The 23,764-nt window shown below is 53.0% G+C and carries 14 protein-coding genes; 9 read left to right on the top strand and 5 right to left on the bottom strand.

Annotated features, from left to right (window positions below; translation table 11 throughout):
* Position 1 precedes the first annotated feature (1 nt).
* Entirely contained in the window at positions 2–583 is a 582-nt protein-coding gene (locus QZN75_RS08890; protein ID WP_292427570.1) for an RlmE family RNA methyltransferase, read from the bottom strand.
* Positions 584–677: 94 nt separating this feature from the next.
* On the opposite strand from QZN75_RS08890, the gene QZN75_RS08885 reads away from it, so the two are divergent.
* Positions 678–1,421, top strand: coding sequence for a DNA polymerase sliding clamp (locus QZN75_RS08885; RefSeq protein ID WP_292427567.1), 744 nt, complete (start codon positions 678–680; stop codon positions 1,419–1,421).
* Complete coding sequence (gene priL / locus QZN75_RS08880) at positions 1,422–2,507, top strand: DNA primase regulatory subunit PriL (RefSeq protein ID WP_292427563.1); 1,086 nt, start codon at positions 1,422–1,424, stop codon at positions 2,505–2,507.
* Between the two features lie 25 nt (positions 2,508–2,532).
* On the opposite strand, the gene QZN75_RS08875 is transcribed toward priL, so the two are convergent.
* A complete protein-coding gene (locus QZN75_RS08875) occupies positions 2,533–2,709 on the bottom strand; it encodes a hypothetical protein (RefSeq protein WP_292427560.1) in 177 nt (58 codons plus the stop codon).
* Positions 2,710–2,771: 62 nt separating this feature from the next.
* On the opposite strand from QZN75_RS08875, the gene QZN75_RS08870 reads away from it, so the two are divergent.
* The 4 genes from QZN75_RS08870 (at position 2,772) to QZN75_RS08855 (ending at position 5,859) form a co-directional block, all read left to right on the top strand.
* Positions 2,772–3,350, top strand: a complete 579-nt coding sequence (locus tag QZN75_RS08870) for an HDIG domain-containing metalloprotein (RefSeq protein WP_292427557.1) — start codon at positions 2,772–2,774, stop codon at positions 3,348–3,350.
* Between the two features lie 59 nt (positions 3,351–3,409).
* On the top strand, positions 3,410–3,970 hold the full coding sequence (locus QZN75_RS08865; protein WP_292427554.1) for a thiamine-phosphate synthase family protein: 561 nt from the start codon (positions 3,410–3,412) through the stop codon (positions 3,968–3,970).
* 10 nt (positions 3,971–3,980) lie between these two features.
* Positions 3,981–4,172, top strand: coding sequence for a 30S ribosomal protein S17e (locus QZN75_RS08860; RefSeq protein WP_292427550.1), 192 nt, complete (start codon positions 3,981–3,983; stop codon positions 4,170–4,172).
* 607 nt (positions 4,173–4,779) lie between these two features.
* Positions 4,780–5,859 carry a GHMP kinase gene (locus QZN75_RS08855; protein ID WP_292427547.1) on the top strand — a complete coding sequence of 360 codons (1,080 nt, stop codon included), beginning with the start codon at positions 4,780–4,782 and terminating at the stop codon, positions 5,857–5,859.
* 316 nt (positions 5,860–6,175) lie between these two features.
* Here the strand turns inward: QZN75_RS08855 and QZN75_RS08850 are convergent, their stop codons facing one another.
* A complete protein-coding gene (locus QZN75_RS08850) occupies positions 6,176–6,835 on the bottom strand; it encodes a VTT domain-containing protein (RefSeq protein WP_292427544.1) in 660 nt (219 codons plus the stop codon).
* A 137-nt stretch (positions 6,836–6,972) separates the two neighbouring features.
* Between QZN75_RS08850 and QZN75_RS08845 the strand changes: the two genes are divergently transcribed.
* On the top strand, positions 6,973–7,848 hold the full coding sequence (locus QZN75_RS08845) for a PEGA domain-containing protein (RefSeq protein ID WP_292427541.1): 876 nt from the start codon (positions 6,973–6,975) through the stop codon (positions 7,846–7,848).
* A gap of 391 nt (positions 7,849–8,239) precedes the next feature.
* On the opposite strand, the gene QZN75_RS08840 is transcribed toward QZN75_RS08845, so the two are convergent.
* Positions 8,240–8,869, bottom strand: coding sequence for a hypothetical protein (locus QZN75_RS08840; RefSeq protein ID WP_292427538.1), 630 nt, complete (start codon positions 8,867–8,869; stop codon positions 8,240–8,242).
* 9 nt (positions 8,870–8,878) lie between these two features.
* Between QZN75_RS08840 and QZN75_RS08835 the strand changes: the two genes are divergently transcribed.
* Complete coding sequence (locus QZN75_RS08835) at positions 8,879–9,853, top strand: methyltransferase domain-containing protein (RefSeq protein WP_292427535.1); 975 nt, start codon at positions 8,879–8,881, stop codon at positions 9,851–9,853.
* 59 nt (positions 9,854–9,912) lie between these two features.
* Positions 9,913–10,629 carry a tetratricopeptide repeat protein gene (locus QZN75_RS08830; RefSeq protein WP_292427533.1) on the top strand — a complete coding sequence of 239 codons (717 nt, stop codon included), beginning with the start codon at positions 9,913–9,915 and terminating at the stop codon, positions 10,627–10,629.
* A 621-nt stretch (positions 10,630–11,250) separates the two neighbouring features.
* Here QZN75_RS08830 and QZN75_RS08825 read toward each other — a convergent pair.
* The gene (locus QZN75_RS08825; RefSeq protein ID WP_292427530.1) at positions 11,251–23,490 is read right to left on the bottom strand and encodes a tetratricopeptide repeat protein; all 12,240 of its coding nucleotides are present in this window, start codon (positions 23,488–23,490) and stop codon (positions 11,251–11,253) included.
* Positions 23,491–23,764 lie beyond the last annotated feature (274 nt).

The raw sequence follows: 23,764 nt of genomic DNA, 5'->3' as shown, positions 1-23,764 counted from the left end.
GTTATCCCTTAAAATTCTTGCTTATAATATAAATTTCCGTGCTTCCCTTGCGGGTAGCCTTGGTCGAGTAGGTCTTTACCACGAAAAAGTGTTCTTTAATCTGGGCCAGCAGTTCGGGAAAATCAACACCCTGAAATGATTTTATCACAAAGTTGCCGCCGGGCTTTAATACGTGGCAGGCAAAGAGCAGTGCTTCTTCGCCAAGGGCGATGGCCCGTGCCTGGTCGTAACTCTTGTGGCCCGAGAGTTTCGGGGCGGCATCGCAGACCACCACGCTGACCGTGCCGAGCTGTGCCTGTGCCTGCTCCTGGATGGCCGGGTTGGTGAGATCGCCTTCGATAGTATCTATCCCTTCAAGAGCAGCAATCGGGTTTAAGTCGATCCCCAGTACTTTCCCGCTTGTGAGCGTGCGCAGCACCTGGAGCCAGCTGCCTGGTGCCGCCCCGAGATCGATGATGTTATCGTTCTGGCGGATAATGGCAAACTTGTTCTGGATCTCGATGAGCTTGTAGGATGCCCGGGACCGGAAGCCTTCCTGTTTTGCCCGAAAATATACCTTGTCCCGTGACCATTGTGAACCCATACCCATTCACCTCCAAAATCGGCGAAACGAACCCAAAACGCTATAATTAAAGTATGACGATATACTGTATAAGACAATTGTTAAGGGGAAAGCGATGTTAAAAGCAACCATTGACGCAGAGATATTCCGGGAGGCCATTGACGCGATCTCGGCACTCATTCCTGAGTGCCGGCTGCATACGGCGGAAGACAGCATCTCCACCCGGGCAGTGGATACCGCCAATGTCGCCATGATCGCCTTCACGCTCAAAAAAGAGGCGTTTGATACCTTCAAGGCCACAAAAAGCGAGCTGGGGGTCGATATTTCCAAGATGAAGAACATCTTCAACATGGGCGGGAAAGGCGACCTCATCAGCCTTGAACTCGCGGACAATGCCCAGAAGATGGCAGTCAGTGTCCACGGCTACCACTACTCGATCACCCTCCTGGACACGAACACGATCAGAAAAGATCCCAACTCGCCGACCATCAACCTCCCGGGAAAGGTTGTTATCTCCGGTGAAGATCTCAACAATGCGATCAAGGCAGCTGCGGTAATCTCGGACAAGATCGCCCTGGGAATCAACCCCAAAGACCAGACCTTTTATATGGTCGCAGAAGGCGATACCGATCATATCCTGCGGGAGTTCGGAAAAGACGAGCTCAAGTCGCTTACCCCGGTCGAGACCCGCTCGCTCTTCTCCCTTGACTATCTCAGGGACATGGGAAAAGTCATGTCACGAGCTCCCGAGGTCGAGGTCTGCCTTGGTGTGGATCACCCGGTCCGGTTCTCCTTTGATATTGCTGGTGGCAACGGTCACGTGGAGTACCTGCTTGCGCCCCGTATTGAGGCTGACTGAATGGAGTTTGTGCCTTCCGGCAAGGAACTTTCCCATTTTCCGTTTTTAAAAAAAGCTCAGGATCCCATCAGGTCCCGTTTCGCTTCGCTTGGTACTCTTCTTGGCACACCTAAAGGTGAAGCCCTGGTTTCGCAAGCAGTTGCCCGGATACAGGAAGCAGTAACGCCGAAAAAGACCCGGGTCCCTGAAGTATGTGACAGTCCCGAGGACGAGATCGCCGCGTATGCGCTCGCACGGATCATCGCGTCCTGCGTCAATGACAAACAACTTATCGACCGGCTCACCCGGTACGAGGCCGAACGTGCCTACTATTTTCTCGTGAATGAAGAGGAGTGGAACAGCAGGTACGTGCAGGATGAAGGCGAGTATTCCCGGCTCTGGACCGCGATCTCTGACGAACTGGGTATCAGGATCACCGAGAACCGGATGCCGGTTCCTGATTACGTGGAACTCGTCGCGCCCTTGCATGATGACCGGTACCGGCTCATTAACCGGCATGTGATACGGGGATTTGTCGCGATCAACAAGGACGAGCGCTACGAACTCCTGCGGGAGCGGATCCGCGTGCTCCTGCGCCGCGACCTCCCTCACCGGGTGCCAAAGGAGATCTGCGAGCGGCTCGCGCCGAGAGCAGCGGAGATCAAGAAGGTGTACCAGGAGCAGATGCTGCGACAATTCGGAACGGTGGAGGAAAACGCATTTCCCCCCTGCATGCAGGCGCTCATTACCGCGCTTGCGGCAGGTACCAACCTCACGCATGCGGGGCGGTTCTCCCTCACAGCATTCCTCCACAATATCGGCATGAACACGGCAGGTATCGCAGAACTCTATGCACGGTCACCGGATTTCGATATCGAGAAGACCATGTACCAGGTTGAGCATATCACGGGGCGCGGGGGGTCCAGCACTGAGTACACGACCCCGGCCTGCGCGGCGATGCTGACGACCGGCCTGTGCGTCCACCGTGATCCTCTCTGCGAAAAGGTCAGTCACCCGCTCAGTTACTACAAGGTAAAAAAATCACGACCACGTTTGCCTGCACCTGCTAAACCGCAGGTTGCTGATAAAAATCCGAAAAAATCCTAAAAAAAGGAAAACAGTTTTTCGTATTTTATGTAATCTTCTCGTTAACCCGGTATCCTGCAAAAGCCAGAAAGAGAATAAAGACAATAATTGCGATTAGGTAGGCCGGCCCGGCGCTCATAACCAGCGGAAGTACTGAAAGAAGAACGATCAGAAGAATAAAACCGGCCACGCCAATAAGTACATCAAGCAGACGTGCGTCCATCCAAGGCATATTGGCGTTTTACGGTTATATGCATATCTTTGCAGTGTCCGGCCGTCAGGCTGATGAACCCGGTCTTCCTATCACAATCCATGGAACGTTTCGCTGCGATTGCCCTGCTTTGCCAGTACGTCCATGATGACGGGCTTCAAAAACACTGCCTTGCGACCGGTGCCGTAATGAGAGCGCTTGCTGCGCGCCTCGGTGAGGATGCAGAACTCTGGGAAACAATCGGTATCCTGCACGATATCGATTTCGAACTCATTCACGGGGATATGCAGCAGCACGGTGCGAAGGGTGCAGAGATCCTCAGGGAGCATGGCATCGATCCCGATCTGGCCGGGATCGTCCAACGGCACAATCACTCTCTCTTTTCGGGAACCTATGACAGGCCGGTCGAAATTGCGCTGCAGGCAGCAGACAGTGTGTCAGGTCTCGTGATCGCGTGTGCGCTTGTTAAAGGCGGCAGGCTCTCTGACGTGACCGTAAAGACCGTGACAAAAAAGGCAAAAGAAAAGTCGTTTGCTGCAGGGTGCGACCGGTCCCGCATCGCGCTCGTTGCACCGATCCTTGCGCTGCCGGATTTCTATGCCGTTGCAATCGGCGGGCTGATGGGGATACGCAAGGAACTGGATCTAACCTGACTGTTGAGGGCCGGGGAAGAGCATAAGAGCATCCCGGATCAACAGAATGAGCGGATACTATGATCAGTCCCGAGCAGCAGAGAAACGATGTGCTTACCCGGCTCTCACGTGCCGTGGTCCTTCTCGAAGAATCGATGGATTCACGGCTGGTTGCTGCCGGCGTCGGCTCAAACATCGGTTATGCCATCACCGGCGCCCGCGATAGTGCGGGTGTTGCTGCTGTCGCCGGGGGGCTCGTGGTGCAGAACAATACCGTTCGGGCAGCGGGAACCTGCGGGTTTGGCGCCGACGCAGAGATTGCCAAAATTCTTCTTACTGCTTCGAAATTCGACCCGGAGATGCGCTGTGCGATAACGATCCGGTATACTGATGCGGTCCGCCGCGTGCTTGGGGATATGTTCCTTGAATGCTGCACTATTGACCGCAGCGGGCAGCCCCCCGGAGTCAGCACGATGGACTGGGGAGTGGCCTCCTGCTGCAGGGAGGGTGTCCCGGAAGTGATCGTGAATCCGGGCGTCTCAAAAGAGACCGCGGTCATCCACCTGTTTGGTGAGAATCCTGCGGTTGTCGCGGGCAATATTATTATGTTGTCGAACCGCATTATACGTATAGAACTTTGAGGAAAACTCCATGGGAATAAAGCCATCGTATATCAAGACCATCGGTACCGCACTCCTGGCCAAGCAGAGAGAGAACTTTTCGAACAATTTCGATGCGAACAAGCAGCAGCTCTCGGCATCTGCATCGATCGACAGCAAGCGCGTCAGGAACCGTGTTGCCGGCTACATAACAAGAAAAATTAATACAAAAAGACACGCATAACGTTAGTTAATTAACGCTGATAGCGGATATAACACTTTTTTAAGGCTTTGACTATTTGAAAAAATACGCCCAATTCTTTGTGCAATTACCTTTTTATGTTCAAAAGATGTATACATCTTTGTGGCAGATATCAAACATAAGATTTGTAATCACAAAGACCGCGCGGTCAAAATGCAAAGGTTATACAAGCGAGAGGACGGGAGATTTATACCTTGTGCGTGGATGTGCCCAGACTGCGGACAGATGATACGCGAGTGATTAAGAACATGAAATGCAAATTCGTTTGTCAATAAGATCAGCAGCGTGATCTTGTTTCTCTGAAAGATAACGGCTTGCCAGTTTCTCATACGTGGCAAACTCTTTTTTCGTTGCGGTTCTCCCGGTCATATGAGGCCCATAGATGAAATCCAGAAACCTTAATATGCCAATCCGATAAGCATACCCTGTGCCGTTAGTGCGGCAGGATAATAGGAATGTTTGAATTGGTTGCTTGGCAGTTACCATGTATAAGTGTTGAATGTTTTCATAATATTTCCTTAACTAAAAAGTTTCGCAACGTGAATTTTGAGTATTTTCTTCGACGGAATACCATAAACGGTGAAGCGCTATGCCAATTATGATGATACGCGGCGGCGATCTCGACCTCGTCGAATACGAGTTCAAATCATTCCTTCCCGGTGAGATCACAAAGACGCTCGGTTTTGAAAAGAACGCTTATCGGCTGCATCCGAAGAAAGGTAAAGTCTTCGTGAAAGCACCGGCCCGGATCCATCTCTCGGTCCTCGACATGAACCGGTTTGCCCCGAATCACGCGGGCGGCGGTGGGATCGGTTTTGCCATCCAGTGCTACTGTACCGCGGAAGTCGAATGCACCCGGCAGGGCCTCGTGATCGATTACAGCCGGGCGGATATTATTGAGAATTTTGTCGCCGTCTTCAACAAGGCGATCGGCTACACCGGCGGATTTAAAATTAAAGCGACCGATCACGAGCACAAGCACATCGGCCTCGGGTCGACGAGTACAGTGATGATCGCCGTGGCGACTGCCTTAAACGAGGCGGTCGGCTCCCCGCTCACGAATGAACAGCTGCGCCAGCTTATCGGCCACAATTATGTCGAGGAGACTGCAGACGGAACAATCGCCTTTGGTTTCGAGACCGGTGTCGGTCCGGCGGCAAGCACCCATGGGGGCATGGCAGTGATGGGCGACGAACTCGTGCTCGTGTACCACCACCCGTTTGCGGAAGGCAAAAACGTCTTTATCGTTGTCCCGCCGACAGACATCTCATCAGCCGGCACAAAAGAGTTCGACCTGCTCATGAACCGGGCACGGACCCTCGACTACCGGGACCGGGAACTCAAGGCGTACCTCTTCATGATGGATTTTATCCCGGCGCTCGAACGCGGGGACTTGAAAAAGATCGGGAATGTTGTCTGGGAGATCGAGTTCAGGGGATCGAAACGGGCAGAGATCGAACACCACAGCTACCGGATCTACCAGTACATGAGTATGCTCCGGGAGGCCGGTCTTGAATTTGTCGGTATGAGCTCCGTCGGGCCGTCAATTTCGATTGTGACGGAAAAGGACCGTAAGGAGATCCAGAAGATCCTCAAGCCAATTGGATTAGAGATTGCCATCGCAACAAAAGTTGATAATAAGGGCATGACGGTTACGTGTAAGAAATAAGGTCAGAAAATTCTTTTATGTAACGTCCTAAAATAATTTCCTTGCCCTGTCGGGCTTCTCAAGTGGCCCAGAGGGAGAAACACTCTTTACTTATTTCAATACGTTTATTCCACCTCATAACGAGAAGCCACCCCCGATGGGCCGCTCGGGCGCCTCCGGGCCCTCGCTGGGCGAGTGCGGTTGATCCCGGTAAAATAAGGGGGAAATTCCATCCAAAATTCATGTATGAACAAGCGTTGCGGAGGTATCTCTTTATGGGCATTAGCACTCTCACAATTTTATATTTTCAGGAGCGGGAAAATGTCTGCCTAAAAAATTACTGCCCTTCCGGTCTCTTCTTCTGCCGGTAGGCCTGAATGAGCCCGGCAAGGATAAGGAGGATCGTTCCCGCCGTCACCGCAAGGACAAGGAGGATCAGCAGGCTCATGTTCTCTTTGACAATAGAAAACGTGCCAAGATAATACCCGCTAAGAACCACCACAAGCGTCCACGAGACGGCCCCGAGTACATTATACAAGAGGAATCTGCGATACTTCATCGCCCCGACGCCGGCAAGGAACGGTGCGAACGTCCGCACGAGGGGCACGAACCGGGCAACAAAGATGGTCGCACCGCCGTACTTATCGTAGAAACCGTTGGTCTTGTCGATATATACTTTTTTTATGAAGTTCGGGAACCGCTTCTGGAAGATATGCAACCCGAGGTAGTTTCCCAGCCAGTAATTGACCGTGTCACCGGTCACTGCTCCTAGGATAACTGCTGCGATCAGGATCTCAAGGTTCATAATCCCGCTTGCCGCTGCCGCCCCGGAGACAAAGAGCAGCGAATCCCCGGGTAAAAACGGCATTATGACAAAGCCGGTCTCAAAAAAGATGATACAGAACAGTATGAGGTAGGTCCATATGCCGTAACTCTGGACGACGGCGGACAGGTTCTGGTCAAGATGAAAAATAAGACCAATGATCGTTTCTATCATGAATGGTACAGATATTGCGCAAACTGCCTATATCAACATGAGGCACCGCCTCTTTTGTTCCTGCCCGATAATAGGAGCGAAGGATGTCAACCTATATCGTCAAAAAAAGTCCTAATCTGGTATACTGACAACAGTATGTGTGCTACGTGATCACCATGATGTTTCCCGAAAAAACTCTGCATCTGGCCTCCCTGTGTGGTATCATCTGCCTCGTGCTTCTCCTTGTTGCCCCGGTCCAGGCATTCACGGCAGATTCCCTCAGTATCACGGTCGCAAAAAACGGCGATGCCACTGCCACGTTCAAATATACCCTTGAGGGTGTGATTGAGAATGTCATCCCCGAATCCACACTCCGGGAACAGCTGGTAAAAGGACTGACAACAAGCTCGGATCCTCCTGAGATCCTCTCGTTTGACAAGTCTGGTGCAGATCTCTACCTGAAAAATTTTGCCGTGATGAACGATGTACCGACCGGGACGGAGTACCAGACCACATCTATGGACTTCAAGAAAGCTCAGATCGCCCTTGAGAACTCTGCCGTAAGCTCAGTGATCTCCGCTGATTTCTCTCCGAAAGTCACAACAGTTACCTTCCCTGATGGATATTCATGCCAGCTCACAGATTCTTCAGTACTTCCCAGCCTGAAGCACACAGTGATCGATCCGGCAAAAGCACAGGTTGCACAGACTACAACTGTGTCACCGCTTGGCGCAATTGAGGTCAATTCATCCCCAGAACACGTACATGTGTATATCGATACGATCTATGCCGGGGAGAGCCCCGGAACGTTTCCCGGAATAACACCGGGCCAGCATGAGGTCATGCTGGAGGCAGACGGATATCTTACCCTCACAAAGAACATCACGGTAAAATCCGGTGAGACCACAATGCTTTCTGAGGATCTGGACTTCGCTGCACCACCAACAAAGAAAGCAGACGCACCGGATGCGGGAGCGGTGATCGCCGTTCTCGCGCTAGCCGGGTGCGGCATGGTAGTCCGGCGCAGGGTGTAAGCCCCCTGTTTTTATTTCTCTGGATGCATCCAAACTTTTTATTTTACGCTCTGGAGAGTTGCCACTCCCTTAAACACGATAAGTGCCGCCCCCCGAAGAGACGCCCCCGCGGTGGATCGATAACTGAAAAAATGCAAAACTAACTTATTGCTCTGCCGTGCCCCGGAGGGGCCCTGATGCGGGGAACACTCACTCATTTTTCTCTGTATTCATGGTTCTGTTGTGAACGTCTAGATTTATACCAGATTCTACAGAGCCATTTTTACTTTTTTCATGCACATATTTTTTAGAAAAGAGTCCGTAACCGTCAACGCCGTATAGGATCCGGATATCCTATCCAATCCTCAAAAACAGCAAACGGATCCGCTGCAAAAAAAAGAAATATTACTTTTTAGCGCCTTGACCGGATCGCAAGGGTACCGATGATGTCAAAGGCGGCAAACGGCAGACTGCCTGACTGGGTCGGCGCCGGTGAGGTTGCAGTTGCGGTTGCCACGGTAGTTGTTACGTCGGCAGTAACATTGGCCGGGGAACCTGCTGCTTCCGTGGCGGTCGCATTTGCCTGCTGGGCCGTCGTGTTTGCCGCTGCGAGCGGGATGAGGGTCACCGGGATCTCAACTGTCTCGTTTTTCGCCGGGACTGATGTTATGTTTGCCGTGTAGACAGCATACCCGGACTTTTCAACGGTGATGACACGGTACGGCATTCCGGTCGTACAGACTTCGACTTTCAGCTGACCCTCCTTCGTGATACCCTTGAAATCCGAATCAAAGGTAACATTTGCCCCATCGGCATTTGCCTTGACAAGGTAGGTTCCCATATCCCCGCCGATAAGCTGTGGGGCGGTGGTGGCTGTCTCGTTCACAGTCTGGTTATCTGCGGGAGTTGCTGCTGACACGCATCCGACAATTACAATGCCGCAAAGAGAGTTAAAAAGAATAATTTTTTCACAATCAGATCCCACGTGAGGTATAATTTTTGTCTGGTAATTCGCGCAGGTATTTGTGGGGATGTGTCCCATATATAAAAGATGAAGCTCCTTTTTGAGCTGTCCGGTGAGAACCCGACCCTGCCGTGTGCGGAGATTGAATGCGTTGCATCAGTGATTGATACGCGGCCGCAGGTTGCCGTCGCGGAATGCCCGGTACCGGCCGCGGCCCTGCGTCTCGCAATGACCCATGTAGTGCTTGAGTACCTGGGTGAATGCGCCCCGGAAATTACCTCGTTCCGGCACCTACTTACAGATCTCTCCATAACCACCAATCAGCCATTCTCCGGCCGGGCCAAACTGGTCCATGATGGCTGCCAGGAGAAAAACCCCTGCTCCCAGCGGGAGTTTGAACGATTGATCGGAACCATGATCACCGGGCCGGTCCAGCTCATCAACCCAATCGAGGAGTACCGGGCGATCCTTTCAAAGGACCGGTGTTATTTCGGGAAAGTTCTGTTCAGGATCGATCGTGGGGCATATAACGAGCGTAACCCGGGCAAACGCGAATTTTTTCATCCCGGGGTCATGATGCCACGGATGGCACGGACTCTTGTCAATCTCTCTCTTGCGGAGGCCGGGACTACCTTGCTTGACCCGTTCTGTGGGACCGGGGGGATCCTGATCGAGGCGGAGATGCTCGGGCTCCATGCGGTGGGAATTGACTTTGATCCGATGATGATCCGGGGAAGTAAAGAGAATGTGAAGCAAAGTGTGCTCCTCCTTGGCGACACGACCCGGCTTCCGATAAAAGACCAGACCGTGGATGAGGTCGTGACAGATTTTCCCTACGGTCAGTCGGTCTGCATAAAAAAAGCCGACACCATGGAGCACCTATATCACGATGCTCTCGACGAGATCAACCGTGTCCTGATGATCGGTCGCCGTGCAATCGTGGTCACTCACCAGGATATCTCCAGTATTGCAGCACAACACATGACCGTGCTCCAGCACCATACCCAGAGGGTGCACAAGAGCCTCACACGTCATATCCTTGTACTCCGGAAACAGGGATAATTTTTCCGTGTTGATGGAGTAATTCTTATGAGGGAACCGTGCTTCATATATTGCGTGATATGAGATCCAGTGCCATCATTTTCGTGATGCTCCTCCTTGTGCTGAGCATCTTTGTCCTTACACCAGCCGCAGCAGCGGCTCCAACCGATGCTGCAGGATGGACCGCACTCGGGCGTAACCTGACAGACCAGAAAAATTACACAGAAGCCTTCCAGGCTTATGATCAGGCAATCGCCCTCGATCCCAACTATGCCGCGGCCTGGGACGGCAAGGCGGATGCTCTCAACCGTGCAAACCAGTACACCGCCGATCCCCTCGCCACCCTGAACATGGCCCTTGCTAATTCGAACCAGGCGCTGGCGCTGAATGCATCGTCTGCAAACGAATGGATAAACCACGGGCAGATCCTCTATACGATCGGTGCTTATTATCAGAACCAGCTCAATGACAAGACCAACGCAAGTCTGTATTATAACGAACAACTGGATTCCTTTGAAAAAGCCATCAGTGTCGAACCGGACAATGCGGATGCATGGTTTAACAAGGCGTACGCTCTTTGCGGTATGGGCAGGTGCAACGAGGGCGTCGTCGCATTCCAGAAGGTAGAGGAACTGGACCCCAACTATCCTAATCTCCAGGCCAACCTTGACATTGCAGAAAAACTGGCGGCAACCGAGACACCGTTTTATATAAAATATGATGTGGAGATCGTTCTGGCTGCAATTGCACTTATCTGTGCTGCGCTCTGGGTTGTCGCGGTCAGGAAGAAATACTGATAAGCCAAAAATTTTCTTATTTTTTCGCAAAGTCCCGCACAAGGATCGAAATAAAAACAGGGCGCTGGAGAAACAAAACATCCCCATTAACCCCGAACCATACCATGAAAATCAATAAAACCAACTGTGGGAGGGTTCCCCGCATCAGGGCCTCTCCGAGGCACAGCGGGGCATGATGTTTTTAGTACTTCAGATTCCCGAATTTAAATCCTCGTTCCACGGTGGGGATGTTAACTTCGGGCGAAATGTAACCCGACCAATCCATCAAATCCGGGCCCAATCCGCGCCCCGATTCCCCTTTTCATATCTCAAAAGAAGCCCGAATCGGGCTCCGATTCCAAACACTCCCAAATTGGGTTTCTTTCGGGAAACGGACAAATTAAAACGGACCCTATAATGCGATTCTTTTGGCAGATCGCAGGTCAAATTGCCTACAACACGATCCGGGAAAAAGAGGCGCCAGAACGTGGATATGAGGCTGTGAGGGGCAGTATATGGGGTTCAATTTGGGCATATTTTGGCAAATTGATGGACATACAGTCCTAAAATTTCAGGGATATCAATCGGACGTTTTTACGGGCTTTTCCAGACAGTATAAGAAGTGACTAACAGCTCAAATCCTTACTGCGCCTTATCGTAGCAGATCTTTGCTTCCTCATGCTTGCCCAGTTTGTCCAGCGTCGCCCCGATATCATTCCAGACCTCTTTACGAGAGGGATCGATCTCCAGTGCACGTTTGAACGAGGTCAGGGCTTCCTGAAATTTCTCAAGTTCCTTCAGGGCACGACCCTGATGGATCCATGCATCGACAAAATCCGGCTGGAGAGAGATCATCGCACGGTATGACTCTGCTGCATCCTCAAACTGCCCGAGCGCCTCAAAGGCACTCCCCTTGGTAAAGTATGCAATCGAGAACGAGGGATCGATTGCAATGGCCCGGTCATAGGATTCAATCGCGGCCTTATGGTTCTTCAGGCCGGCAAAGGACATTCCCCTCCGGGTCCAGCCGACTGCATTCTCCGGGTCCAGTTTGAGACCTTCGTCATACGCATCTCTTGCTTCAGAAAACTTCCCGATATCGTAGAGAGCGTTTCCTTTGCCAAACCAGGCGGTTGCAAGTTCTGGGTTCTTTTCCAGTGCTTTCTCAAACGATTCGAGCGCATCACGGTACATGCCAAGCTCGGCCAAGGATGCTCCCTTGTGGGAGAAAGAGTCGGCGCCATGGGGATCGAGTTCCAGTGCCCGGTCGTATGACTTGATGGCATCGCGGTACTGTTCAATCGCTGCATAGGCAAGGCCGCGATCCCGGTAAAGTTCGGCAGAATCCGGTTTTATGGCAATGGCACGGTCGTACTCCGTGATGGCTTCATCATAACTGCCCTCGTCATTTAAGGTACGGGCTTTCCAGTAGTGTGCCTGATAGCAGGACGGATTTATCTCCAGCGCCCGGTCGAATGCCCTGATTGCCCCGTCGGTATTCCGGAGTTCAATATAGGCCCGCCCTTTCTGGAAGATTGCGTCGGCATATCCCGGGTTGGCAGACAATGCCTGGTCAAAGACCGCAATAGCATCCTTGTATTTCCCCAGATGGAACAGGGATCTACCCTTCTCGTACAGGGCATCAGGATAATCACTTTTGATCCGCAATGCTGCATCAAACGAGGCTACCGCTTCCTCATACTGCTCGTGGCGGGCAAGCACAACACCTTTGTAATGGTACGCTTCTGCATACTGCCGGTTGATGGCGATCGCATGGTTGAACGCATCAACCGCCTCATCGTCCTGCTCTTTCTTTACGTGGGCAAGCCCCTTGTAATAATACGCCTCCGCTGATTCCGGCTGGAGGGCAAGGACTTTTTCAAACGCATCCAGAGCTTCGCCGGTCCTGCCCAGGTGAATAAATGCCCGGCCCAGATTGAGAAGCGCCGGAGCGTATGAGGCGTTGATTGCAAGGGCGTGGTTATAGCAGTCCAGTGCATCCTCGTACCGGTCCAGGTTTGCCTCTGCGATCCCCCGGTGGAGCCACGCTTCGGGATAGTCGGCATGTTCGGAGAGGGCCCGGTCGAATGCGTTGATCGCTTCCTGGTACATGGCGACTCCGCACAAGGCCCGCCCTTTTGCATAGAATGCCGGGGCATATTTCGGGTGCTGTACAAGCGCCGCATCGAAGTTTTTTATCGCATCCTGGTACCGGCTCAAGGCTGAAAGCGAGAGCCCGGACTGGTAATACGCACGGGCATCCTTCTTGTCAAGGCCGATGGCTTTGGAATAACAGGTGATCGCGTCCTCGTGACGGTCAAGGGCAGCAAGGGCCATCCCTTTACCGGTCCAGATATACGCGTAGTTCGGGCGGAGCCGGAGCGCAAGATCGAAGGTGGTGGCCGCATCCTCGGGCCTCAGGAGTCGCAGGAGCGCCATTCCTTTGTAGTACAGCGCTTCATCGTGCTTAGGGCGAAGGGCAATGGCGTTGTCATATGAGAGAACAGCCTCGTTGTACTTGCCCAGTTCAAAGAGCGTCCGGCCCTTGTAGTAATGCGCGTCCGTGAAATCGGGCTTTGTTTCGAGCGCCCTGTTGAATGCCTCAACCGCATCACCAAAGTTGTTGAGAGCCTGGATTGCACGGCCCTTCAGGTACCACGCATCTGCATTGGCCGGATCAATTTCCAGCGTTTTTCCATATGATTCGATGGCGTCGTTGTATTTCCCGAGATCGTAGAGCACCATCCCCCGGTGGAGCCATCCGGGGACTGAATCCGGAGTGGACTGGATCACATGATCAAATGCCTCAATCGCGTCATCGAGTTTACCGGTTGCAGCAAGGGAGATTCCTTTGTGATAGAATGCATCAGTGTTACCGGCATCGAGATCAATGGCCTTGTTAAACGCGAGGATCGCATCGTCATGCCTTCCCAGATCTGCAAGAGCAAGTCCTTTATAGAAATAGACCCCGGTATAATTCTTGTCGATAAGCAGTGTCTTGTCAAAGGTCTTGACCGCCTCGCGGAACATACCCAGCGTAACAAGTGCCCTGCCTTTCTCAAAGAGTGCATCGGCAAAGACCGGATCAATCTCCAGCGCGGCGTCAAATGCTTTTACTGCATCTTCAGAACGCCCGCTCCGTGAAAGCGCGACCCCCTTGTAACAGAGCGTCTTTGTATCCAAAGGCCGGATGGCGAGGGCCTCTGAATAACTCTCAATTGCCTCGCTGTACTGTCCCAGCAGGTCAAACGAGCGGGCTTTCTGGAACTGTGCTTCGAAATGCTCCGGATTTAAGTTGAGGGCACGGTCGAATGCTGCGATGGCGTCCTCGAAGTGCCGGAGCCGGGCAAGAACGCAACCCTGCTCGTACCAGGTTTCGGCATCCTCCGGGGTGTACACCAGCAGGCGCTCGAACGATTCTGCGGCCTCTGTGTAGTGTTCCAGAGCAGCAAGTGAAGCTGCACGGAAATACAGGGCATCAGTGTTTTTCGGATCGCCATCAAGACCAACATCAACCGCCGCAAGCGCTTCTTCGTATTTTTCGATATAAAAGAGCGCTCTCCCACGTTCGAAACTGGCAGTTGGATCCGATGGCTTAATCTCAAGCACCCGGTCAAACGAACCGATGGCGTCTTCGTACTTCTTGAGGGCAGCAAAAGCCCGGCCCCGCTCCAGATGCACCCCGGGATCATCAGGCCGGAGTGCAATTGCCCGGTCATACGCCGCGATTGCCGCCTCGTAATGGCCGGTATGCATAAGCGCTCCGCCTTTTTTGAACAAGATATCAGGGTTATCGGGGTTAAGCGACAGCGCAGCGTCAAAGGCCATGTCGGCTTCCTCGTACCGTTCGAGCACGACCAGCGACTGGGCCCGGAGATAAGCAGGTTCGTAGTTGTCAGCGAGCTGGGTAAAGGCAAGACGGAAGATTTCCTGTGCTTCGTCATGCCGATCCAGAATGGCAAGGGTCTTTCCTTTCTCAAAAAGGATCTCGCCATTGCCCGGTTCCTTCCCAAGTGCAATGTCAAAGAGATGGAGCGCATCCTCATACTGTTCCAGACGGTACCATGCCTTTCCTTCAGAGAATAGCAGAGGAATGTCGTGAGGCTCGATCTGGCGGGCTTTCTCAAAGGCCTGTACTGCATCATCGTCTTTTCCGATCTGCGCCGACGCAAGGCCACGGTGGTACCAGGTCCCGAAATGATCCGGTGCATGGGAGAGCATACCATCAAATGCCGTTATCGCGTCAGCGTATCGGCCGAGGTGTTCCAGAGCAAGACCCAAAATATAGGCAGCATCAGCAAACGTGGCGTCCAGCTCAAGAACCCGGCCAAACGCGGTGACAGCCTCCTTGTCGTGCCCCAACTCGAACAGCGCACAGCCTTTCTCATAATGGGTCTCCGGTTTCTTGTCATCAAGAGAGATGGCCTCAGAGAGTGCTGTGACTGCATCCTCGTACTGGCCGAGTCGCGCAAGCGCCACACCTTTTTCGTGATATGCCAGGTACTGGTTTTTGTCGATGCTAAGTGCACGATCAAAGGCAGCAACCGCGTCATCGTACTGCCTGAGTTGGGAATGAGCACAGCCCTTTGCAAACCATGCATTGTAGTCTGACGGATCCAATTTGATGGCAGAATCAAATGCAACAACGGCTTCGCCGAATTTTTTGAGATTTACAAGGGCGTGCCCCTTGTTCAGGAATGCCGGCGCACTGGATGCATTGATGGCGATCGCTGCATCAAAGGCAGCTATCGCATCCTTGTTTTTTGAGAGCCGAGCAAGTGCCAGCCCCTTTTCGAAATAAGCAAAAGAGAAGTTCGGATCGATCGAAGAGGCCATTTCGAAGGCGTCGATTGCCTGCCGGTCACGGCCGAGACGGGCAAGCGCAGTACCCTTATCGTAATAAGCGCTGGCGTACTTCGGATTCAGGGCAAGCGCCCGGTCATAGGAGGGGATTGCCTCTTCGAACCTCTCAAGACCTGCGAGTGCAACGGCCCGGTCATACCACCCGTTTGCATTATCGGGTTTAAGTTCGAGGGCTTTTGTAAGTGCCTCTATTGCGCCTTTGAGATCACCACCTGATAAGAGAGAACTGCCTTTCCGGAACCAGGCCGGTGCGCAGCCGGGATCGGCAGCAATGACCCGGTCAAAGCAGCGAATCGCATCCGGATAATTGCGAAGCCCGACAAAGGTCTTTCCCTTACGGTAACAGGCAGTAATGTTATCCGGGGTCAGGGCAAGGGCACGATCGAAGGCTTCCAGTGCACTCTCCAGTTTCTCCAGATCAAGAAGCACACTCCCCTTGAGAAGCCAGACATCGGCAACGTTGTTCTCGATGTTGAGGGATGCATCGAGCACGCTCAGTGACTCATCGGTTTTCCTGAGTTTTGCGAGCATGCGCCCCTTGTGGTACAGCGCCTCCGCGTTCTGCGGTTCAAGTTCCAGCAGTTTGTCAAATGAGGTGACTGCCTGCGTGTACCTGCTCATAGCGGCATACGCCAGCCCGGACTGGAAAAGCGCATCCTTTAATGAGGGGTCATGTTCAAGGGCATGCTTAAAGGATCGTATCGCTTTTTCATATTTCCCGAGAGCAAAAAGAGCCAGTCCCCTCTCGTAGTGCGCGTGTGCGTGTTCGGGCACAAACTGGATTGCCTGATCGCAGGCCTCAACAGCCCCGGCATAATTCTTCAGCCGGAACAACACCAGCCCTTTCCTGTAAGCGGCTTCGGGGTATGATGGATCGAGGCCAAGGGCGAGATCGTACGCATGGACTGCCTCTTCGTCATTGCCCTGCAACGCGAGGGATTCACCTTTATAGAATGCGGCCTCAACGGATTTCGGGTCAAGCAAAAGAGCCTGGTCAAAGGCAGATACCGCTGCAGCGCCATCATTTTCGTGGAACAGGACTTCACCTTTTGCAAGCCAGATAAATGAGTTCTCCGGGTCGAGGGCGAGCGCCTGGTTGAGCGCATCGAGTGCCTTTGGAAAATCTTTGATCTCCATGAGTGCCCGGCCCCGGTAATACTGGATGACGGACGTCTCCGGGCCCAGCGTTAGTGCCAGATCAAAGATATTGGAGGACTCCTGGTACCGCTCCAGCATAAAGAGGGCAAGCGCCTTCCTGAATGCGTAGTCCTGAACACCGGGGGCGATCACCAGTGCGCGCTCGAACGCCGGCAGCGACTCGTCAAAGCGTTCCCGTTCAAAGAGCACCAGTCCTTTCTGGTACCATCCTGCCGCACAATTTTCGTCGATTGCAAGCGCCTGTTCGAATGCATCCTGCGCTTCATCGTGAAGCGCAAGGTGGGAGTACGCGATGCCTTTATAGTACCAGGCAGCCGCGTTCTTCCCGTCAAGGGCCAGCAGCTTGTCAAACGCTGCAATGCCCTCCTCCCACTGCTCGTTGTGCAGGAGGGATTTTCCCCGGTAAAGCAGGGTAAAGGCATCTTTAGACTGGCGTTTTTGCGCCTTTGCAAATGATTCGGCGGCTTCCTTGAAACGGTTGAGTCGGTAGAGGGCGTATCCCTTGCACGCATGTATCCGGGCATTGCCGCCGTCATATTCAAGGGCGCGATCGAGCGCGATCACGGCATCCTCGTACCGGGAAAGCCGCGTGAACGCAGTCCCCATGGCAAAATGGGCAATTGCATTTTCAGGATCGAGCGCTATTACCCGGTCAAAGAAGGTAAGGGCATCATCGTAGCGGTGAAGTTCAGAGAGCGCCTGCCCTTTTTTGACCAGTGCACCGATATGGTTGCTGTCCAGTTCGATCGCACGGTCAAAGGAAGGGATCGCTTCCTCATATTTTTTGAGGGCGTAATACGCGCAGCCTTTCTCGTACTGGATACGGGCGCTTTCCCGGCCCTGCCTGATGCACCGGTCAAAGACATCGATCGCATCCTCGTATTTTTCCAGTCGGGCGAGCGCAAGTCCCGCCTGCTCCAGCGCATCGGTATTGTCCGGGCTGATCTTGAGGGTTTTTGCAAAGGCACTGACCGCTTTTTCATCCCGTTGCAGTTCGACATATGCAAGGCCAAGGTGATAGAAATTATCTGCAGACCCGGGATCTTCCGCACAAGCAGATTCAAAAACGGCGGCAGCCTCCTTGAAGTGTTTTAATGCTTCAAGGGCCAGACCTTTAGCTGAAAGAAGGGGCGCATCCTTGGGGGTGATCTCCAGTGCGTGATCAAATGCGACAACAGCATCTTCGTTTTTACCCATCGCAGCAAGGGCCCGCCCTTTATGATAGTGTGCTTGAGGATAATCTGCAAGCAGGCCAAGAACATGGTCAAAGGCTGCTACGGCCTCCTCGTTACGCGAGAGCTGGATCAGGTCAAGCCCCATGTCGAACCAGGCATGTGTATCGGTACTGTCAATTTCAAGTGACCGGGAGAAGGCCGGCACTGCATCTGCATATCGCCCAAGAGTTGAGAGGGCAACACCTTTGTAATACCATGCCTCGGCAAAATCCGGCCGGATCTCTATGGCTATTTCCGAAGCCTGGATGGCATCCTCCTCCTGACCCAGATTATGCAGCGATATGGCCTTGTTAAGCGCAGATTCTGCACTCTTTGGATCGAACTGGAGTGCTCTCTCAAAAGAGAGAATAGATTCCTGGTACAATCCCTGTGCTGCAAGTGCGACACCCTTGAGATGATGAGCGGTGGCATAGTTTGGTACGAGAACTAATGCCCGGTCAAACGCCTCAATCGCATCGCGGTAACGTTCGAGTTTTAAAAGCGCTGCCCCACGATGGTACAAGGCTCGGTCGAGACGTGAATCGATGCTTATTGCCTTATCAAAGGACTTGATTGCATCCTCATACCGGCCCAGTTCATACAGCGCGAGACCTTTATACTGGTGTGCTTCGGTATAGGATGCTTTTAGTTTGAGCGCATGGTCACAGGCATCGATAACTTCAGTATAATCTCCAAGGTCAAAGAGTGCACGGCCTCTCTGGAACCACGCATCGGCATTATCGGGATGTGTCCCAAGGACTTTTTTGAATTCCCCGACTGCATCGCGGAACCTGCCCAGCGTTGAGAGCGCCTCTCCTTTGTGCATCCGCGCCTGAATGCAGTCGGGCTGGGTGGAGAGCGCAGTATCATACGCAAGGATCGCTTCCTCATGTCGGGCAAGGCCATCGAAGGCCCGGCCTTTCTGGTAATAGAGCTGCGCATTTCCCGGATCGCAGGCAAGAGCCTGGTCCAGCGCTTCAAGAACCTCCGGGTACCTTCCCATATGGAACAGGATAAGTCCCTTATATCTCCATGCTTCGGCAAAATCTGACCGGATCTCTATAGCCTTGCCTGCGGCAGCAAGCGCATCCTCCTCCTGCCCCAGATTGTGCAGTGACATAGCCTTGTTGAGCGCAGATTCTGCGCTTTTTGGATCGCATTCAAGTGCACGGTCATACGCATCTATGGAATCCTGGTACAGGCCCTGTGCGGCGAGTGCGACACCCCTGAAATGATGAGCGGGAGCGTACTTGGGGAGGAGGACGAGTGTCTGATTGAAAGCCTGTGTTGCCTCGCGGTAGCGTTCAAGTTTCAGGAGCGAGGCACCACGATGGAAAAGGGCACTGTCAAGATGAGGATCGTTCTCAAGTGCCTGGTCAAAGGAGAGAATTGCTTCCTCATATCTCCCCAGTTCGTAGAGAGCGAGTCCCTTGTGGTAATGGGCGTCCGGGTAGTTGGACTCCACATCCAGCGCGTGGTCGTAAGCGTCGATGGCTTCGTTGTAGTTGCTTAAGTCAAAGAGCGCACGGCCCTTCTGGTACCATGCATGGAAGTTGTGGGGGTTCTCTGTAATGGTCCGGTCGAAATCCCTGAGCGCTTCGGCAAACCTGCCAAGATTATAGAGTGAGATGCCCTTACGCATCCGTGCCTCAGTGTATTTTGGTTTGAGCGCAAGAGTTTTCTCAAACGCGGTAACGGCATCCTGGTGCCGGTCTAGGCCATCTAACGCCCGTCCTTTCTGGTAATAGACCAGTGCATTTTCCGGGTCATAGATCAAAGCCCGGTCAAACGCGTCAAGCGCTTCCTGGTACCTCCCCAACTTTGAAAGGGCAATACCTTTGAAGTAATATCCGGGAGAATTTGTGGTGTCCTTTACAAGATTTCTGTCGAGTGCGTCGATGGCCTCCTTATATCGCCCGAGTTTTGAGAGCGCAAATCCCCGGTAGTAAAAGGCCTCGGTGTAACCGGGTTCTATCTCAAGCGCCCGGTCAAACGCAGTAATAGCTTCCTGGTACTGTCCGAGACCGAGGAGACTCTTTCCTTTATTGTACCACGCAGGGGCAAAGGATTCCCGTTCTTTGATCGCTGCTTCAAAGGAGACTAATGCCTCTTTTTGCCGGCCGGAGTTTGCAAGGGCAAGACCCATATGGTACTGGGCGTCGCTGTTGTGGGGGTCGATCTCCAGAAGAACCTCAAAGACCTGGATCGCTTCTTTTATCCGATTGATCTTTTCAAGGGCGAGTCCCTTGTAAAGGAAAGCCCCGGTACTCCGCTGGTTTAAGGCGATCGCGTTGTCGAAGGCATCGATGGCATCCTGATACCTCCCCAGGTCAAAGAGAGCCCTGCCATCTTTGATCCAGCCATCTTCCTGATCGGGATTCAGGTTGAGAGCCTGTACATATGCATCCGCTGCATCCTCTGTCCGCCCGAGGACATTGAGGGCGTCTCCTTTCCGCATCCAGATATCGACAAGCGCGGGATTGAGGTCAAGGGCTTTATTGAATGCCGTAACCGCTTCGGAAATCTTGCCCAGATCCGAAAGCAGAATGCCTTTTTTCACCCAGCCATCTGCATTGTTCGGATCTATCTCCAGCACCTTGGTATACGCGGCAAGTGCATCCTGCTTTTTTACGAGCTTGTCGAGTGCGGCTCCTTTCTGCATCCAGATATCGACAAGATTCGGGTTTAAGGAAAGGATGCGATCAAAGGTTTCCACCGCTTCCGCATATCGCTGGAGCACCATGAGCGATTCGCCGCGGCAGACCAGCGCCTCCATATGAGATGGATTCGCAGCGAGGCTGCGGTTCAGCGCCAAAATTGCTTCGTCGTGTCGTCCGAGCCGGGCAAGAGCGATGCCCTGGTACGTGAACGCCCCGACAAGTGAGGGATTCATCGACACTGATGTGGTGAGTGCCGCGAGGGCCTCCTCATACTTCCGGGACTGAAGATACGCGATACCCTGGTAATAGTATGTCGAAGCATTGGAGGCGTCAAGAGCTAGTGCATCGGAAAATGCCCGGATTGCATCGTCGTACCTCTCGCACTGGCCAAGCGAGATCCCCAAATAATGATGGGTAAGGGCATTGGCCGGGTCATGTTTGAGGGATCGTTCAAACGCCCCTATTGCCTCATCGTACCGTTCCCGGCCGGCATATGCGATACCGAGATAATAGAGCGCGTGCGGGTTATCCGGTTCAAGCACCAGCATCCGCTCAAAGGTCCTGATCGCGTCATCGTACCGTTCGCGCTGCGCAAGGGCGATCCCCTTCTGGTAAAGGGTTTTTTGATTATCGGGCTCGATCTCCAGTGCCTGATCGTACGAGATAATCGCTTCTAGCGGTTTGCCGAGGCGGGCAAGGGCATTGCCCTTCTCGTAGAATGCACGGGTGCACCGGTGGTTGATCTCAAGCACCCGCTCGTACGACCTGATTGCCTCTTCAAACCGGGAAAGTTCGGCTAGAGAGATGCCTTTGTAGTACCAAGCCCAGACATCCCGTGGGGTGCCCTCAAGGGCGCGGTTAAAGATGGTGATCGCCTCGTCGTACCGGCCCAGGGTGACCAGTACCATCCCCTTGCGGACCATGGCCTCCGTATTCTTTGGATTAAGGCCAATTACCTTGTCAAACGACGAAATCGCATCATCAGAGGCACCAAGGTGGACATGGCAGATCCCCTTATAGAGCCAGGCATCGGCAAGACCTGGATTCTGCTCGACTGCCGCTTCAAATGCGGTGACAGCATCCTTGAACCGCCCAAGATGCGTGAGAGCGATCCCTTTTTCATAGAGGGCGGTCGTATTCTTCGGGGCGAGGGCGAGCACGGCATCGTAGGCAGCAACGGCATCGGCATACCGCTCTTTTTTGAAGAGCGTTGCACCCCGGTGATAAAATGCAAGTGTATGGGTGGGATCGATCGCTACGGCCTGGTCAAATGCACGGAGTGCCTCGTCCAGTTCCCCCTCTTTTACGAGGGCCAGGCCCTTGTTGAAATATGCTTTGACGTAGTTGGGGTAGATCCCGATTGCCTGATCAAACGCCTCGATCGCGGGCTGTAACTGTTCAGCTTTTAAAAGGGCACTACCTTTGTCGTACCAAGCCTGAGCATTGTCTGGCTTGAGGGCGATACTCTTGTTGAGCGAGTCCAGGGCTTCCTCATATCTGCCGGTCTTTGCCAGAAGCTGGCCTTTCTGGTGGTATGCCTGTGCATTGCCCGGATTATCCTTTAAGGCCTTGTCAAATTCCCGGATGGCATCCTCGCTGTTTCCCAGTTTGGCCAGGGCAAAACCCTTGTGGTATACGGCGTCCGAATAATCTGGCCGGATCTTAAGCGCCCGGTCATAGGCAGAGACGGCTTCGCTGAAGCGTCCGAGGCTTGCATAAGATATGCCGATCTGGTATGCGGCCGAGGCACACCCGGGATCGACAGAGAGGGTATGCTCAAAGGACTCGATCGCCTCTGTCTGCCTCCCGAGCCGTGAAAGGACAATTCCCTTAAAGTAGGAGGCACCGGCATGATTCCCCTGTGTGGCGAGAATACGGGTAAATGCCTCAAGTGCCTCCTCGTACCGGCTCAGGTAGATGCAGGAGACACCCCGACTGTACACCGCATCAATAGTATCCGGCTCGGCAGCGATTGCCCGGTCAAAATCCGCCACGGCCTCGCGGAACCGGCTCAGGTGCTGATATGCCTTGCCCCGGAAAAAGAAGATCCTTGTATTTGTCGGGTTCATCTCCGCTGCTTTGTCCAGAGCATACGTGGCATCCTCGTACCGTGCCAGCTCAAACTGGGAGAAACCCTTATAGAGCCAGGCATCCGCAACGAGGGGGTTCTGCGAAATTGCGTTGTCCAGCGATACTACAGCATCGGCAAATTTTCCTTCCTTGTACTGGGCGATCCCCTTTATCACCCAGATGTCCGCGTGGTCGGGTTCGGTATTAAGAAATGTCCCGGCCGCTTCGGCCGCTTCGGCATACCGTTCCTGTTTTGCGAGAATAAATGAACGATAATACCAGACCCACGCATCGGAGGGATCAAGAGTGTGTGCCTTTTCAAAGGCGCCGAGGGCTTCGTCATATCTTCCGATCTCGTAGAGGGAGATCCCCATATTGTAAAAAGCCTTTGAATATTCGGGGACAATCTCGATCGCCATCCCGTACGCGACAATGGCTTCCTCATGCCGGCTGAGATCGGCAAGTGCGATGCCTTTGTTATAATAGACCTTTGCATGGCTGGGATCGATGGTAAGCGCATGATCGTATGCCGATATGGCGTCCTGATACTGCCCAAGTTCATAGAGGGCGATTCCCTTGAGGATCCAAGCCTCGGAGTTGTCGTACTTGAGAGCGATCAGCCGTTCGCAGGTAGCGAGTGCCTCCCGGTTCCTGCCGACCTGTGCAAGAGTCGCGGCCTTGTTGTACCACGCATTAATATCGGATGGGTCAAGCGTCAGCGCATTGTCGTAGGATTCGACCGCTGCATCGTATTTACCGAGGTCATACAGTGCGATACCTTTGAAGTAATGGGCTTTGGGTAATTTCGGGAAGAGGGTGAGCGCCCGGTCAAACATGACCACAGCTTCCTGGAATCTGCCAAGATCATAGAGTTCAATGCCCTGCCGCATCAGTGCTTCAGCATCTCTCCTGCTCATGGATTGTTGTCGCTCCCTCGTTGATCCTTCATTATTTTTGGCGCCGCATGACGATATATACGCGTGTGAAACGGCGGCATATACCCTTTCTGGTATATATTTGTACATCACTATTTATGAATACTATTTTTATAGGCCCTTTCTTGATGATGTATTCCTGTTACTCCACCAGGGTATATTCACTTGGTTCTGCATGGGTTCCTGTTGTCCGGCCATAAAATCCCGTTCCGTTTCTAAAAATCAATTTGTATACATTGAAAAAGCGGCTTTAAAA

Source organism: Methanoregula sp. (assembly GCF_003170075.1).
In the GTDB taxonomy this organism is placed as follows: domain Archaea; phylum Halobacteriota; class Methanomicrobia; order Methanomicrobiales; family Methanospirillaceae; genus Methanoregula.
The sequence above is the reverse complement of the archived record's forward strand: the minus strand, read 5'-3'. Positions and strand labels throughout refer to the sequence as shown.